The organism is Collimonas rhizosphaerae, from assembly GCF_038896935.1.
In the GTDB taxonomy this organism is placed as follows: domain Bacteria; phylum Pseudomonadota; class Gammaproteobacteria; order Burkholderiales; family Burkholderiaceae_D; genus Collimonas; species Collimonas rhizosphaerae.
In genome coordinates this window covers 45,496-58,378 of sequence record NZ_JBANDC010000018.1, presented here as the reverse complement: position 1 = coordinate 58,378, position 12,883 = coordinate 45,496, and the positions used below count along the sequence as shown (strand labels likewise).

14 protein-coding genes are annotated in these 12,883 nt (G+C 58.1%); 10 read left to right on the top strand and 4 right to left on the bottom strand.

The features are described 5' to 3' along the window. Positions 1-177: 177 nt before the first annotated feature. On the top strand, positions 178-678 hold the full coding sequence (locus tag V8G57_RS21075) for a VOC family protein (protein WP_342831057.1): 501 nt from the start codon (positions 178-180) through the stop codon (positions 676-678). A gap of 109 nt (positions 679-787) precedes the next feature. Here V8G57_RS21075 and V8G57_RS21070 read toward each other — a convergent pair whose 3' ends face one another. After that, positions 788-1,657 (bottom strand): SDR family oxidoreductase, encoded by an 870-nt coding sequence (locus V8G57_RS21070; RefSeq protein ID WP_342831055.1) that lies wholly within the window; start codon positions 1,655-1,657, stop codon positions 788-790. A gap of 37 nt (positions 1,658-1,694) precedes the next feature. Beyond that, positions 1,695-2,627 carry an NADP-dependent oxidoreductase gene (locus V8G57_RS21065; RefSeq protein ID WP_342831054.1) on the bottom strand — a complete coding sequence of 311 codons (933 nt, stop codon included), beginning with the start codon at positions 2,625-2,627 and terminating at the stop codon, positions 1,695-1,697. A 100-nt stretch (positions 2,628-2,727) separates the two neighbouring features. On the opposite strand from V8G57_RS21065, the gene V8G57_RS21060 reads away from it, so the two are divergent. The 8 genes from V8G57_RS21060 (at position 2,728) to V8G57_RS21025 (ending at position 10,462) form a co-directional block, all read left to right on the top strand. Further along, a complete protein-coding gene (locus tag V8G57_RS21060; RefSeq protein WP_342831052.1) occupies positions 2,728-3,603 on the top strand; it encodes a LysR family transcriptional regulator in 876 nt (291 codons plus the stop codon). Positions 3,604-3,921: 318 nt separating this feature from the next. Further along, complete coding sequence (locus V8G57_RS21055; protein ID WP_342831050.1) at positions 3,922-4,614, top strand: LysE family translocator; 693 nt, start codon at positions 3,922-3,924, stop codon at positions 4,612-4,614. Between the two features lie 1,273 nt (positions 4,615-5,887). Beyond that, a complete protein-coding gene (locus V8G57_RS21050; protein ID WP_342831048.1) occupies positions 5,888-6,376 on the top strand; it encodes a YcxB family protein in 489 nt (162 codons plus the stop codon). Between the two features lie 185 nt (positions 6,377-6,561). Beyond that, entirely contained in the window at positions 6,562-7,122 is a 561-nt protein-coding gene (locus V8G57_RS21045; RefSeq protein ID WP_342831046.1) for a hypothetical protein, read from the top strand. Between the two features lie 212 nt (positions 7,123-7,334). After that, the gene (locus V8G57_RS21040) at positions 7,335-7,847 is read left to right on the top strand and encodes a GNAT family N-acetyltransferase (protein WP_342831044.1); all 513 of its coding nucleotides are present in this window, start codon (positions 7,335-7,337) and stop codon (positions 7,845-7,847) included. Between the two features lie 332 nt (positions 7,848-8,179). Further along, positions 8,180-8,782 carry a DUF1326 domain-containing protein gene (locus V8G57_RS21035; protein WP_342831043.1) on the top strand — a complete coding sequence of 201 codons (603 nt, stop codon included), beginning with the start codon at positions 8,180-8,182 and terminating at the stop codon, positions 8,780-8,782. Then, positions 8,779-9,594 carry a DUF2182 domain-containing protein gene (locus V8G57_RS21030; protein WP_342831042.1) on the top strand — a complete coding sequence of 272 codons (816 nt, stop codon included), beginning with the start codon at positions 8,779-8,781 and terminating at the stop codon, positions 9,592-9,594. The genes V8G57_RS21035 and V8G57_RS21030 overlap by 4 nt, the downstream gene beginning before the upstream one ends. Continuing rightward, positions 9,587-10,462 (top strand): DMT family transporter, encoded by an 876-nt coding sequence (locus tag V8G57_RS21025; protein ID WP_342831041.1) that lies wholly within the window; start codon positions 9,587-9,589, stop codon positions 10,460-10,462. Before V8G57_RS21030 ends, V8G57_RS21025 begins: the two co-directional genes overlap by 8 nt. Before the next feature lie 28 nt (positions 10,463-10,490). On the opposite strand, the gene V8G57_RS21020 is transcribed toward V8G57_RS21025, so the two are convergent. After that, entirely contained in the window at positions 10,491-11,390 is a 900-nt protein-coding gene (locus V8G57_RS21020) for a helix-turn-helix transcriptional regulator (protein WP_342831040.1), read from the bottom strand. A 100-nt stretch (positions 11,391-11,490) separates the two neighbouring features. Between V8G57_RS21020 and V8G57_RS21015 the strand changes: the two genes are divergently transcribed. Continuing rightward, complete coding sequence (locus tag V8G57_RS21015) at positions 11,491-12,234, top strand: SDR family oxidoreductase (protein ID WP_342831039.1); 744 nt, start codon at positions 11,491-11,493, stop codon at positions 12,232-12,234. Between the two features lie 125 nt (positions 12,235-12,359). Here the strand turns inward: V8G57_RS21015 and V8G57_RS21010 are convergent, their stop codons facing one another. Further along, positions 12,360-12,806 carry an SRPBCC family protein gene (locus tag V8G57_RS21010; protein WP_342831038.1) on the bottom strand — a complete coding sequence of 149 codons (447 nt, stop codon included), beginning with the start codon at positions 12,804-12,806 and terminating at the stop codon, positions 12,360-12,362. Positions 12,807-12,883: the final 77 nt, after the last annotated feature.

Below are 12,883 nucleotides of genomic sequence, written 5' to 3'. Positions count from 1 at the left end.
ACAAGGGCGTAATAGCGAAGCGCATTACGCCGCATGTGATGCCTCACTAAGGCAAGCGATGTCAGATGAATTGGGGCGAATAGCAGTAAGAGAAACTGCATGATGTCGACCAAACATACGGCGTAATGCGCTTCGCTATTACGCCCTACGCCTTACCGCGTTATGAAGGGAGTTCACATGATTTACACACGATTTGCGGGTGCAATTTTGTTTTCCATCTTGGCGACACTAGCTCGCGCCCAAACCATTACACCTGACTCAAGCAACGCTTTGGACAGCCACATGGGACAAAAAGCCATCACCAGAGTTACAGGCATCGGCGGTATCTTTCTTAAGGCAAAGGATCCTGCGATGTTGCGGGCTTGGTACAAAACGCACCTTGGCATTGACGTTCAGGCATGGGGCGGCACGGCATTTCGCTGGGTGGACAGTTCAGGCCATCCAGTTGCGGGGAAAACCGCTTGGTTCGTCGGGGATGGTAAGAACTTCGCTCCAAGCACCGCGTCGTTCATGGTCAATTACCGGGTGCCCGATCTTCATGGGCTCATGATCACACTCCGTGCTGAAGGATGTGATGTTTTGGAGAAAACTGAGGAATCAGAGTTCGGCAAGTTTGGCTGGGTCATGGACCCTGAGGGCAATAAGGTAGAACTGTGGCAACCTCCAGACGGCCAGTAATAGGGTTATTCCCAATTCAAGCTGCAGTTCATAGCCGAAGGCTTAGGGGGGAATTTGGGTTCATCTCCATAAGAGAGCCCACCAAGATGAGCTCCCTCAGCTTTGGCGCTTAATCCTGCTTCAGCAGATCACGGACCGCATCACGATAATTTCGCAGCGGACGTCCCAGCATCTTCTCCAGCACCTCCACTACGCCTGGTGCGGCATGCATGCCGATGGTCTGGATGCGTCCCATCATCAGGCGCATGTCATAGGCCATCCAATCGGGGCCATAGGCCGCCAATTGCTGCTCGAAACCGTCAAGTCCATCTCCACCGTAGTGAATCTCGCGGTGGAGCTCCTCGCCCCACACGCCGGCGGCAACCGGCCCGGTCAGGATCTCGGGTCCCACCAGTTCGAGCGTGCGGCGCGGCAGCGCATGCGTCGTGTGATGGCGCGCCAACAGCTCGGCCGCCGCGATGTCAGCGATGTCGCGCACGTCGATCATTTCCACTCCGGCCTCGCCGATCGGCATCGGATAGATGCCATAGCCTTCGATCACAGACTTGATACGCTCGTCGTTCTGCATGAAATAGGCTGGCCGCAGGATGGTCGCCGGCAGCTCCAGGCTCTCGATCATCCGCTCAACCGTGTGCTTGCCCGTGAAGTGCGGAACATTTGTGTAGAGATCGGCGTGGATTACCGAGAGGTAGACGATGCGTTCGATTCCCGCCTCCTTGGCCAGATTCAGCGTCATCAGCGCTTGCGTCACTTCATCTGGCGTCACCGCGTTGAGCAGGAACAGGGTGCGCACCGACGACAGCGCCGCGCGCATGGATTTGGGGCTGCTCATGTCGCCCACGACCTCGGTCACGCCGTCGGGTAGCACGGCCTTGCCGGGCGTGCGAACCAAGGCCTTGAGTTCGACGTTGGCCGACGCCAGGCGTTGCAGGATCAGGGAGCCGATGGTGCCGGAGGCACCGGTAATCAGGATGCTCATGTTGTATTTCCTTTATGAATGGATGCGGATGGATGAGTCAGAGGGAGAAGGCGACGACGGTCTTGCCGAGTTGCGGTCGGGTGCGGTTGCGTTCGATCGCGGCGGGCAGATCATCGAAGGGAACGACGGCGTCGACCCGAGATTGCAGGCGGCCGTGCGTGACGTCTACGGCGATCTCCTGTAGCCGCTCGGCGTCGGGCTTGCTCATGAACCACAGGCCGCGGCTGCCGGCGGGAGTGCTCTGCAGGATCGCCGGAGAGGCAGTGCTGACGATGGCGCCGTTGGCAGAGAGCACCTGCCAGGAGCGAGCGAGGGTGTCTGCGCCGACGTAGTCGAGCACCAGGTCAATGTTACTGACAACCGCCTCGAACTGGCCGGTCTGGTAGTCGATGGCATGGTCGGCGCCCAGGCCGAGCACGTAGTCGAAATCGCGGGTCAGCGCAGTGGTGAACACCTTGGCGCCGGCGCGGCGCGCGAACTGCACCGCGAAACCGCCCAGCCCGCCGGCCGCGCCATGGATCAGGATGCGCTGTCCGGCGTGGACGGGCCCGGCGAAGTGCAGGCTTTGCCATGCGGAGACGGCCGCTACCGGCAGTGCCGCGGCGTCGGTGAAGCTCATTGACGCGGGCATGGGAGCGAGGTTGGCTGCATCCACAGCCGCCAGCTCGGCATAGGCGCCCAGCCCGCCGAGCGGCCCCATCACGCGATCACCCTTGGTGAAGCGGGTGACGCCGGGGCCAACTTGCTCGACCACGCCGGCCAGCTCGATGCCCAGCACGGTCGGCAACGCCAGAGGGAAGGCGTCCCTGACGTAGCCTTCGCGGACCTTCCAGTCCAGCCCGTTGACGCCGGCGGCGTGCACGCGCACCACGACCTGGCCGGCGCCCGCGACCGGCGCCTCGATGAGGGAAATCCTGGCGGCGTCGGGACCGCCATACTGCATCAGCTGCAAAGCACGAATCTTTTTCATGACAACTCCTTGTGGTTGGGTACGGGCCTAACAATAATGTGTTTCATATTCAAAACAAAGACCATAAAATATAGACACACTGTATTGATATTGAGACGATATGGACATTAACGCGTTGGCAGATTTCCAACTGGTGGCGACTCACGGCGGATTCGGCCGCGCCAGCCGCGCGAGCGGGCGCTCAAAGGCGACCTTGTCGCGCCGGATCGCCGAATTCGAGGAAGCGCTGGGCGTCCGCCTCATCGAACGGGGCGCGCGCAATCTTGAGCTGACGCAGGCGGGACGACTCCTGCTGCAGCGCTCCGAAGCACCGATGCGCGAACTCGCTGAGGCGCTGGCCGAGGCCAGGGAAGGCGTGGACAAGCCGCGCGGGCGACTGCGCATCGCGGCGCCCCTGGTCTTTTCGCAGATGGCATTGGGAGGAATACTCGCCAGGTTTCAGGCGAGCTATCCGGAGGTGCAGGTCGAGGCCGTGGCGGAAGACCGATTGGTTGACTTGGTGGAGGAACACTTCGACGTCACCATCCGTATCAACCCGCGCAAGGACAGCGCTCTGATAGGCAGGTGCTTCGCCAGAGACCGGCTGGTTCTCGCCGCCGCCCCATCGCTGCGCGCCCCGGGAGGACGAACCACCAAGCCCGTCTCTACGCCAGCGGTAGTCACGCCGACCTACCGCGACGGCGACCTGTGGTCCGCTACCGACCGCAAGCTGGTGGTGGAGCCGCGGCCGGTCCTGCACCTGTCGTCGTTACTGATGGTGCGCGATGCCGCCGCGGCCGGCGCCGGCGTGGCGCTGCTGCCGCAATCCTTGGCGCAAGGCCTGGTCGACGAGGGCAGACTGACGACTTGGGGAATGGTCGGCGAGGAGGTCGAACTCTGGATCCTGTACACGTCGCGCCGACTGCAGAGCCCGAAAGTACGGGCGTTTGTCGACTTCATTTGCGGCCAGTATCCAACAGGATGGTTTGTTATTTAACTCTGTCAGCCAGGCGATCCTTGCTCATTTTGCCAGCGCCCCACATCAAGGCCTTCTGGCTTTCCGTGTAATAGATCCGAGATCTTTGGGACATTTGCAACACTCCCACTGTTTGAGCAGTTTATAGTAGTGTGTTGCATCCACTGGTTGAATCCACAGCCAGTAACGGTCATTCAAGATCTTGCCCAGATGTCCAAAAAAATTATTGGCAGATTTAAACTAGACTCGTAAGGCTGTCCAAGAATTAGGAACTCGCCGCCCATTTTTTTGCACCGGTCAAATTTGCGAAATGAACTTTAAATCACGTTAGGGCTCAAGATGATCGAACTCTCCACACTCCTGGCTTTCACTCTACTCAATATGAGCTTCGCTCTGATTCCAGGGCCCGACGTCATCTGCATCCTGTCCAATTCAGTCTCACGCGGCGCGTCGGCCGGTGCACAGGTCTGTGCCGGCATCGCTTGTGCGGCGTTAGTGCATGCAGGGGCTGCGACCTTTGGAATCACTGCGTTTCTGGCATCAGTACCCACGGCATTTGTCGTTGTAAAGACCATTGGAGCTGTCTACCTCTGCTGGCTTGGTTGGAAAATGCTGCGCAGCCCTGCCTCTGTCGCCACGGAGCCATCCAAAATCCGTCGGGCATCACCTTTCGCACAGGGCGCTGTATCCAATCTGTTAAATCCAAAGGTAGCTCTCTTCTTTCTCGCTATTCTTCCTCAATTTATAAATCCGTCTCTGGGCAATCCTGGGCTACAAGCGGCCATTCTTGGTCTAGTTTCCATCACATCGGGCACCGCGGTAAACCTCTGCACCGCCGCGCTTGGCGGCCGCGCGCGGCATTGGCTACTAGCCAAGCCAATGCTTTTCCAGCGCTTTCAGCAGTTTGCCGGTGCCGCGCTTGTCAGTCTTGGAGTCAAGGTTGGCCGCTTAACTTCCCGCAGAGAGAACGACCATTTTGGGTTGAAATCGACCTGTCGCGACAGGCTCAATATGCCCAATTACGGTCAATGACGTTTGCGTCAGGATTTCGAATAGAACCCGAATTTGAAAATGAAAAACCTAGGAATATATATATCAAAGTTCCGGTATAACTTTCTTTCCCTGCCTACGCTCCTACGAGTTACTTGGGTATGGAGCGTTGCTGGATTGATTGTTGCGATAGCCAGTTTTTTTGCGCCATCGTATCCGGCGGGGATTTTATGCTTCTATTTTTTCATTGCATGGATGTTGTGGATTGGGTGCGCATGGGTTGATATTTCACGGAGGAAGCTGCTACGCATTTTTTATCTATGGCTCGCGATAGACTTGTCAATTTTGGTCTGCTTTCTTTCCGTGGCAAGCTCCGCTGGTGACGTCACTAATTCTCAAGGTTCGGAAATGGTTTGGGGGATAGCGTAAAGCCTGTCCTAATGCCCGTGAGCTCGCTTGTTATGGGGCTCTGCGATAGCTGGTTCACCCCAAGACTCTGGCCTCATCGACTTACTCCCCGGCCGCCCCCAAATATCACCTGTCCACATCGCGGCCGTAACGACAAAAGCCACCAGATTGCTGTAAACAGCGCTCCACATGTAGTTTCCGTCCGTCGAAATGAATGCGACTCCCAACGTAACTATGGCGCAGAGGACTGCAAGGCCAATCACTGCAGCTACAATCTGAATCACCGTTGCCTTGCGCATATTGCCGTTTCCTCTTCCTCTTTCTGTGAAATGCTTTCCATCACTCACTAATTCTATGGTCCAGGCAACCGTCTGCATTTGGCCGGATTCGGCATCCATGGTGGTTTGGAGACAAATCACTCTCTCAGGCCACATTACCGACTCCAAAAAAAATCTTATTAATCCAGCGGAGGAAGTACATCAAGCCGACGACCAAGCTACACTGAATCATCGAGACCAATGACAATAGTGCCCACGTACCAAACACATGCCCAAAGGTTGGGCCGAGTATATTTACGCTAATGTTCATTAGCCCTACTGTCAGAAAATCAAAACTTGCTGGTCGTGCATTGACAATCAATCCAAATGGCAAAATCGATGGCAGATATCCTTGGTGTTGGTTGCATGATGGCCCATTGGCGCCACAAAATACACGGGCTGCGACCGGTGTCGGCCAAAAGCTGACTTGGATGCACTTCACCAAAACGATATTGCTTTGTTAAGTTCCAAGTGGCAACATACGGTAACAATTTTTCCGCCACGATTAAGTTGTTCAATATCGACGCATATGCGTGTCGGTCCACGTAGTATTTATGCCCGCATCTAAACAGGCGTCCGATTGGGAGAGCATGCAAGCTAAGTATCGAATTTCAGAAGAAGACTACGTGAACACGATGAAGCTGTTTGCTAAGCTAACTCGACAGCAAATTTTCATTTATGCAGCGTTAGCACTGGTCCTAATCGCGCTTGCTGTGTTTGGTTCGTTAGTTGTCAAAGCCGGTGCAATCGGTGGACTTGCGGGAGGGCTGATTGTGACGGTGCTGGGGCGATACATCATTGCCCCCATAATGGCTCGTCGGCACTATAGAAAATACAAAGCCATTCATGAGGAGTTCACAGTTGAACTACTCCAAGATGGCGTCCGTTTTATTTCTCCGAATGCAGATGGAAAACTCATCTGGAACCACTTGGTGAAGTGGCGTCAGAATGACAATTACATTCTCATCTATCCGATGCCTAGGCTCTATCATATCGTGCCAAAATCTGTCGTATCTGACGGCTTTGATGTATCTTTGTTGATTAATCGATTGACTCAACATGTTGGCGGTCCAGTCTAAGCGGACATCTCTGACAAAAATAAGCGTTAAACTTCCAAACAGCGGCTAAACGATGTCATCAATCTGTTGCATCCACCGGTTGAATCCACAGCCATGAGCGGGCATTCACAAATTTACCTGAAAGCGGTCACACAAATGTTTTGTCTCGCGGCTACCTTTACTTTTGTGCTAAGCGCTCCACATCGATGGTAATTTATCGCATCAAACCGGCATCTCTTCCGAATGGACAGTTCGCTGCAGAATGGTTCGACGACGCCGCCTTTCTTTGGGACGACGAACGTTTGCGTAAACGGGAAAGACTCTTGGATAAATGGGAGCCGCCAAATCTACAGCTTCGCGACCCGAGTTTGGTTCCGACGCCGGTTCTCTTCAATCCAAACGCGTTGGCGGTCTCTGTAACGGTGCGCAATCAGCTGGCCATATTTACAGAAATTGAATTCTTGCCGGTTAATATCGCGGGACATGGTACGTTCTACATACTTCATTTACTCGCCTCCGAAGAAATCCCGACCAATAGTTCTGTATTTCAGGCGCCATCCCCGAGCGGGAATGTTGCTAATATTCATGCTTTACCGAGTTCATTCGAGCCAGTGAGCGCTTTGTTTCGTATGGCGCAGCCAAAGGATAGTGCGGCTGGTCGCGCGGGCTCTTGTGTGCGAGGCATTTTCGCGAGCGCTCATGGGGCAAAGGTTCTCTTGTCTGCCTGCATAGGTTTCCTTGTAATCGACGAAGTAAAACACGCTTAACTATTAGGTCAAGCCGGACTGGCCACCCTGCAGTCAATTGAACTGTCTCGTGCTGTACTCCTGGCAGCCGGTTATCTGACGGATAGCCGTTGCTCGAACGTCCGCTTTGGAGAAATCTGATAGACCGCTTTGGGTCGAATGGAGTCTATCGTGACTGGCTCAAAACGGCCAATAGCGGCCGGTCGCAAGTCCTCGCTCAATACTGAAAAATCATGACTACTCTTGAAACAAAGCGGTTGAAATTGATTCCACTCTCTGACGAACACCTTGCTGGCTTAACGGCGATTAATAGTGATCCAGAGGTCATGACTTACATCGGCAGCGGCGCCCCAATGTCTGAGGCCGAAAGCCAAGCGATGATCGATCGCGTCAAACCGAGATGGACCTCGCACGGATTCTCATGGTGGGGTGTGTTCCGCAAAGACGACAATCTGATGATTGGTGCTGCGACATTGCAGCCATTGGCTGCCCAGACAGGCGCCGTCCCGGAAATCGGTTGGCGGTTAAGGCGAGACTGTTGGGGACAGGGTTACGCGACTGAAGCTGCTGAACGAATCGTCTTGTTCGCAAAAGAACTGGGCATTGCTGAAGTGGTGGCCGTCGCAAATCCTGGCAATATTGCCTCCATTGCGGTGATGAAGCGGCTCGGCATGCAGTATCGCGGCATCGAAACCCACTACAACGTTCCATGCGCAGTCTACCAAGCAATCCTAAACGCGCGGTAAGGCACACCCTGTAGGGCGTAATAGCGAAGCGCATTACGCCGCATGTGATGCATCACTAAGGCAAGCGATGTCAAATGAATTGGGGCGAATAGCAGTAAGAGAAACTGCATGATGTCGACCAAACATACGGCGTAATGCGCTTCGCTATTACGCCGTCTGTGGAACGTGTAAATGACGGAAACGATGCCAAAGAAATTGGCGCCAATAACAACAAGGAAATGCCACGTTATCGAACTTGCATTGCCCCACCGCGCAGCCTAGAATAATTTATCTCTTGCCGTTGCGAACTGCGGCGACAAGCCGGTGTTCGTATAGCTGCAACGGAGGTTTGTATGAGCTATCACCTGGAAGGTCGTCTGCTCGAAGTTTGCAATTGCAATGTCCTGTGCCCCTGCTGGATCGGCGAGGATCCTGACAACGGCACCTGCGACACTATCGTCGCCTGGCGCATAGACAAGGGAACGATCGAGGGAGTCGATGTCAGCGGCAACACCATCGCTGCCGTGGCGCATGTACCCGGCAATATTCTGCTAGGCAACTGGACCGCCGCGATCTACGTCGACGACCAGGCCTCCAAGGCGCAGGAAGATGCACTGCTGAAGGTCTACACCGGCCAGGCCGGCGGGCCGGTCGCAGAACTCGCCAAGCTGATCGGCGAAGTGGTGTCGGTAGAGCGGGCGCCGATACGTTTCACCGTGAATTCGGGTAAAGGCGAGCTTCAGATCGGCAACGATTATTATGCCGAACTTGAACCCTACCTGGGCGCCACCGGCGGCCAGACTACCCTGTCCGACACCGTGTTCTCGACGGTGCCGGGAGCGCCGGTGTTTGTCGGCAAGGCTCCGACCTATCGCTCCAAGAACGCTGCCCTTGGCATCGATCTGAACATCAAGAACCACAACGCCTTGCAGAGCACCTTCGTCTTCGACGCATGAGCGCTTCGGCTGGTTCGCTGCCGCCCGGAAACTCCCGCCGGCAGCGCGTGTTCCTGCCGGTCCTGGCGGCATTGATTGCGCTCGCGTGGCTGTCGCTATGGGCATGGGGGCGCAGTCCCTACGGCCGCTATCTCGAACATGGCGACTGGACCGCATCCGGGCCGGCGGCGTTCCTGTGCCGTGTCGTTCCTGGCGGCGCAGTGGTGGTGCCCATGGTGCTGTACGCCGCGGCGTGGATACTCATGACGGCAGCCATGATGCTGCCGACCACCTTGCCGTTGTTCAATACGTTCGACCGGCTGACGGCCCAGCGTCCGGACCACGGGCGTCTCCTGGCGCTGCTCGGCCTGGGATACATGACGGCCTGGGGCGCATTCGGGCTCCTGGCGCACGCACTGCATGGCGCCATGCTGTCGCTGCTTGCCACCGTGCCCTCCTTGGCTTGGCACGGCTGGATGATCGGCGCTGCGACAATTGCGCTGGCCGGCGTCTTTCAGTTCAGCAAGCTCAAGTACCGATGCCTGGAAAAATGCCGTACGCCTTTGAGTTTCGTTATCGGACATTGGCGCGGGCAGGCGCACGCGCGGCACGCGTTTGCACTTGGCGTGCAGCACGGCCTGTTCTGCGTCGGATGCTGCTGGGCGCTGATGCTGCTGATGTTCGCGTTCGGCACCGGCAGCCTCGGCTGGATGCTCGTGCTGGCGGCCGTGATGGCGATCGAAAAGAACGTGCGCTGGGGACCGCGTCTCAGCACGCCGCTCGGCGTCGCGCTGCTGTCCTGGGCTGTGGTCCTGGTGGCGATCCATGCATAAGGAGCGCAACGGCCTGCCCGGCTTGCCGGTGATCATCCTCACAACGGCGGCGATGTTCGCCTTCGCGGCCAATTCCCTGTTGTGCCGGCTGGCGCTGCAGCAAAGGGGCATCGATCCCGCCAGTTTCGCCAGCATCAGGCTGGTTTCCGGCGCCATCACGCTCGCCGTCATCGTGCGCTTCAGGGCGGCACGGCTTACGCCCGGCCATGCCGACTGGCTCGCTGCGGCCATGCTGTTTGCTTATGTCGCATTCTTTTCGTTCGCGTACCTGACCTTGCCCGCAGGCACTGGCGCATTGATACTGTTCGGCGCGGTTCAACTAACCATGTTCATCGCAGGCTTGCGATCGGGCGAGATGTTCGGAGCCATTGCATGGCTAGGTCTCGCACTGGCTGTCGCGGGGCTGGTCTACCTGGTGTCGCCCGGCGTCGCTGCGCCGCCGCCGCTCGGCGCTACGCTGATGGCGATCGCGGGCCTGGCGTGGGGCGTGTACTCGCTGCGCGGCCGTGGCGTACCCGACCCGCTGGCGGCCACGGCGGGCAACTTCGCGCGGGCGGCGCCATTGGCCCTGGTGCTGAGCTTGCTGTCCGTCACCAATGTCTACGCGGATGCGGCGGGGGTTGCCCTGGCCATTGTCTCTGGCGCACTCACGTCAGGCATCGGCTACGTCATTTGGTATGCCGCGCTGAGCAAGCTGTCCGCCATGCGCGCCGCCACGGTACAGTTGTCGGTGCCGCTCATCGCCGCATTCGGCGGCGTGGCGTTCCTGTCGGAAGCGATCACACCGCGCCTGGCTGCTGCTTCCGTGGCCATCCTTGGCGGCATTGCGCTGGTGCTGGCAAGCAGGTCGCAGAAGCCGCGCCCGTAGCCGCCATCGTGAATCTGGCGCACTGTGTTCACACTGCTTCCCGCGCATAACGCGTTGGCGGCAATCCGACATGCCGGGTGAATGCGACGCTGAAAGCGCTGGCGGAGCCATAGCCGACACGTTCAGCAACTTCAGCCACACCGCTCTCTTTCCGCCGCAGCAGGTTCTTTGCCAAAGCCATACGCCAGGCAAGCAAATACGCCATCGGGGAGACGCCTACCGCGCGGCTGAAGCGCTCGAAAAACGCCGAGCGGGAAAGCGCCGCCTCTTTCGCCAGCTGCGCCACCGTCCACGGCCGGGCTATGCTGTCGTGCATGCGTCGTATCGCGACCGCGAGGCGTTCGTCGGCAAGCCCGCGCAAGAGGCCCGGCGACGCCGCAGTCCCCGCCGCGGATCGCAGGGCTTCGATCAGGAGGACCTCCAGCAGGCGCGCCAGGATGACATCGCGCGCGGGCCGCAGCGCGCGGGATTCTTCTCCCACCAGCTGCACGATGGTGGCCAGTCTCTTCTCGCCGCGCACGTGCAACAGCTGCGGCAGGAGCGAAACCAGCAAGGACGCGTCCGGCGAACCGAAGACACAGTAGCCGACAAGCAGTTGAACCTCGGGCGGCCCGCTTTGCTCGCCGAGCCTGAACTCGCCATCGGGCAGCGCGACGGGCACGGTATCTATGTCCTCCGGTATTGTCGGCTCGATGCTCGACATGGTGAAGCCATGCACCGCGGGAATCAGGATGAAGTCGCCCTCCTCGAGTCCGATCGGATCGCGGCCGTCGACCGCGAGCCGGCAGGAACCGCCGAGGATCACGCAGTAGAAGGGCTGCCCTGCTTCCGAGCGGCGCACACGCCAGGCGCCTGCGCCGCTGACGACTTTCGAGAACCGGGCCTGCGGCTGGAGGAGTGTGACAACCTCCGTGAGTGGATCGACCATAACTGGACTCCTGCGAATAAAACATGGACTCATGATTGTAGTACGTCCGACCATGCCGAGCTACAGTCCAGGTACTGCAAACCACCTACAGGAATCGCCCATGAAAACCGTCCTCATCACCGGATGCTCATCCGGTTTCGGCCTCGAAACCGCCCGATACTTCCTAGCTCGCGATTGGCGCGTCATCGCCACCATGCGCACGCCGCGCGCGGATCTCCTGCCGCGTTCCGAACATCTGCGCGTGCTCGCCCTCGACGTCACCGATCCGGACAGCATCCGCCGGGCCGTGGACGCCGCGGGGACTATCGATGTCCTGGTCAACAACGCCGGGATCGGCATGCTGGGCGCCCTCGAAGGCACCTCGATGGAAACTGCCCGCGACGTCTTCGAGACCAACACCCTTGGCACGATGGCGATGACCCAGGCGGTGCTGCCGCAGTTCAGGCAACGCCAGGCCGGCGTCATCGTGAACGTCACGTCGAGCGTGACATTGAAGCCGCTCCCTTTGCTGTCCGTGTACACAGCGAGCAAGGCGGCGGTCAACGCATTCACCGAGTCTCTCGCGCTGGAGCTCGAGCAGTTCAATGTGCGGGTAAGCCTGGTGCTGCCGGGACGGGCGCCGGAAACCCGCTTCGGCGAAAACGCCCAGCCGCGGATACAGGATGGCATCCCCGAGGCCTACGCCGGCCTGGCGCAGGATGTGTTCGCGGCATGGCGGCAGTCGTCCGCGGTCACGCGGGCACAGGATGTGGCGGAAGCGGTATGGCGCGCGGCGAACGACCCGTCGTACCCGGTTCGCCTTGCTGCCGGCGCTGATGCGGTGGCGCTGGCCGAGTCATGCTGACATCGGCATCCGGCCTCGGGCGCCGGAAAGCTTTACCGAAGGCGCCTTCGGATTCGTCGCCGAGCGGCCAGGCGATAACCGCAGTGGATTAGCCCAAGCATCTGGTTTTACATCGAAAACGCACGTTACCCGGTAATCTCCGGCTCAACCAATTGTGCGAGAAGAGCGAGCGATTCCTGCCATCCGAGATAACAAGCCTCGGGTGGAATGGCTTCCGGTATGCCCTCTTGCACAATGTTTACTTCCGTACCGCAGGAGACCTTCAGCAAGGAAATTGTCGTCTGCATTTCTCCCGGAAAATTAGGGTCGTCGAATTTGTCCGTATGCCGAATGCGTTCGTCAGGTATCAGCTCGAGATACTCGCCGCCGAAGGAATGGCTATTTTTCGTGGTGAAGTTGGTAAACGACATTTTATAGGTGCCGCCGACTTTGGCATCGATATGATGGACCTTGCCGGTGAAGCCATTGGGCGGAAGCCATTTAGCCATCGCGTCGGCATCAAGAAACGCCCGGTAGATTTTCTCCGGGGTGGTCCGCAGCACGCGATGAAGCCGGATTGTGTTCGTAGCCATGATTTCTTTCCCTTCGATGTGATGACTGACCTATACTAATTTTCACCGGAACAGAGTTGCCGAGCCCCTTTGGAAAT

Excerpts from the sequence above, each read along its gene's own strand:
- V8G57_RS21070 (WP_342831055.1), bottom strand. The coding sequence starts at position 1,657 with ATGAGCATCCTGATTACCGGTGCCTCCGGCACCATCGGCTCCCTGATC.
- V8G57_RS21015 (WP_342831039.1), top strand. The coding sequence starts at position 11,491 with ATGAAAACCGTCCTCATCACCGGATGCTCATCCGGTTTCGGCCTCGAA.
- V8G57_RS21020 (WP_342831040.1), bottom strand. The coding sequence starts at position 11,390 with ATGGTCGATCCACTCACGGAGGTTGTCACACTCCTCCAGCCGCAGGCC.
- V8G57_RS21025 (WP_342831041.1), top strand. The coding sequence starts at position 9,587 with ATGCATAAGGAGCGCAACGGCCTGCCCGGCTTGCCGGTGATCATCCTC.
- V8G57_RS21055 (WP_342831050.1), top strand. The coding sequence starts at position 3,922 with ATGATCGAACTCTCCACACTCCTGGCTTTCACTCTACTCAATATGAGC.
- V8G57_RS21010 (WP_342831038.1), bottom strand. The coding sequence starts at position 12,806 with ATGGCTACGAACACAATCCGGCTTCATCGCGTGCTGCGGACCACCCCG.
- V8G57_RS21030 (WP_342831042.1), top strand. The coding sequence starts at position 8,779 with ATGAGCGCTTCGGCTGGTTCGCTGCCGCCCGGAAACTCCCGCCGGCAG.
- V8G57_RS21035 (WP_342831043.1), top strand. The coding sequence starts at position 8,180 with ATGAGCTATCACCTGGAAGGTCGTCTGCTCGAAGTTTGCAATTGCAAT.
- V8G57_RS21050 (WP_342831048.1), top strand. The coding sequence starts at position 5,888 with ATGCAAGCTAAGTATCGAATTTCAGAAGAAGACTACGTGAACACGATG.
- V8G57_RS21045 (WP_342831046.1), top strand. The coding sequence starts at position 6,562 with ATGGTAATTTATCGCATCAAACCGGCATCTCTTCCGAATGGACAGTTC.
- V8G57_RS21075 (WP_342831057.1), top strand. The coding sequence starts at position 178 with ATGATTTACACACGATTTGCGGGTGCAATTTTGTTTTCCATCTTGGCG.
- V8G57_RS21065 (WP_342831054.1), bottom strand. The coding sequence starts at position 2,627 with ATGAAAAAGATTCGTGCTTTGCAGCTGATGCAGTATGGCGGTCCCGAC.
- V8G57_RS21060 (WP_342831052.1), top strand. The coding sequence starts at position 2,728 with ATGGACATTAACGCGTTGGCAGATTTCCAACTGGTGGCGACTCACGGC.
- V8G57_RS21040 (WP_342831044.1), top strand. The coding sequence starts at position 7,335 with ATGACTACTCTTGAAACAAAGCGGTTGAAATTGATTCCACTCTCTGAC.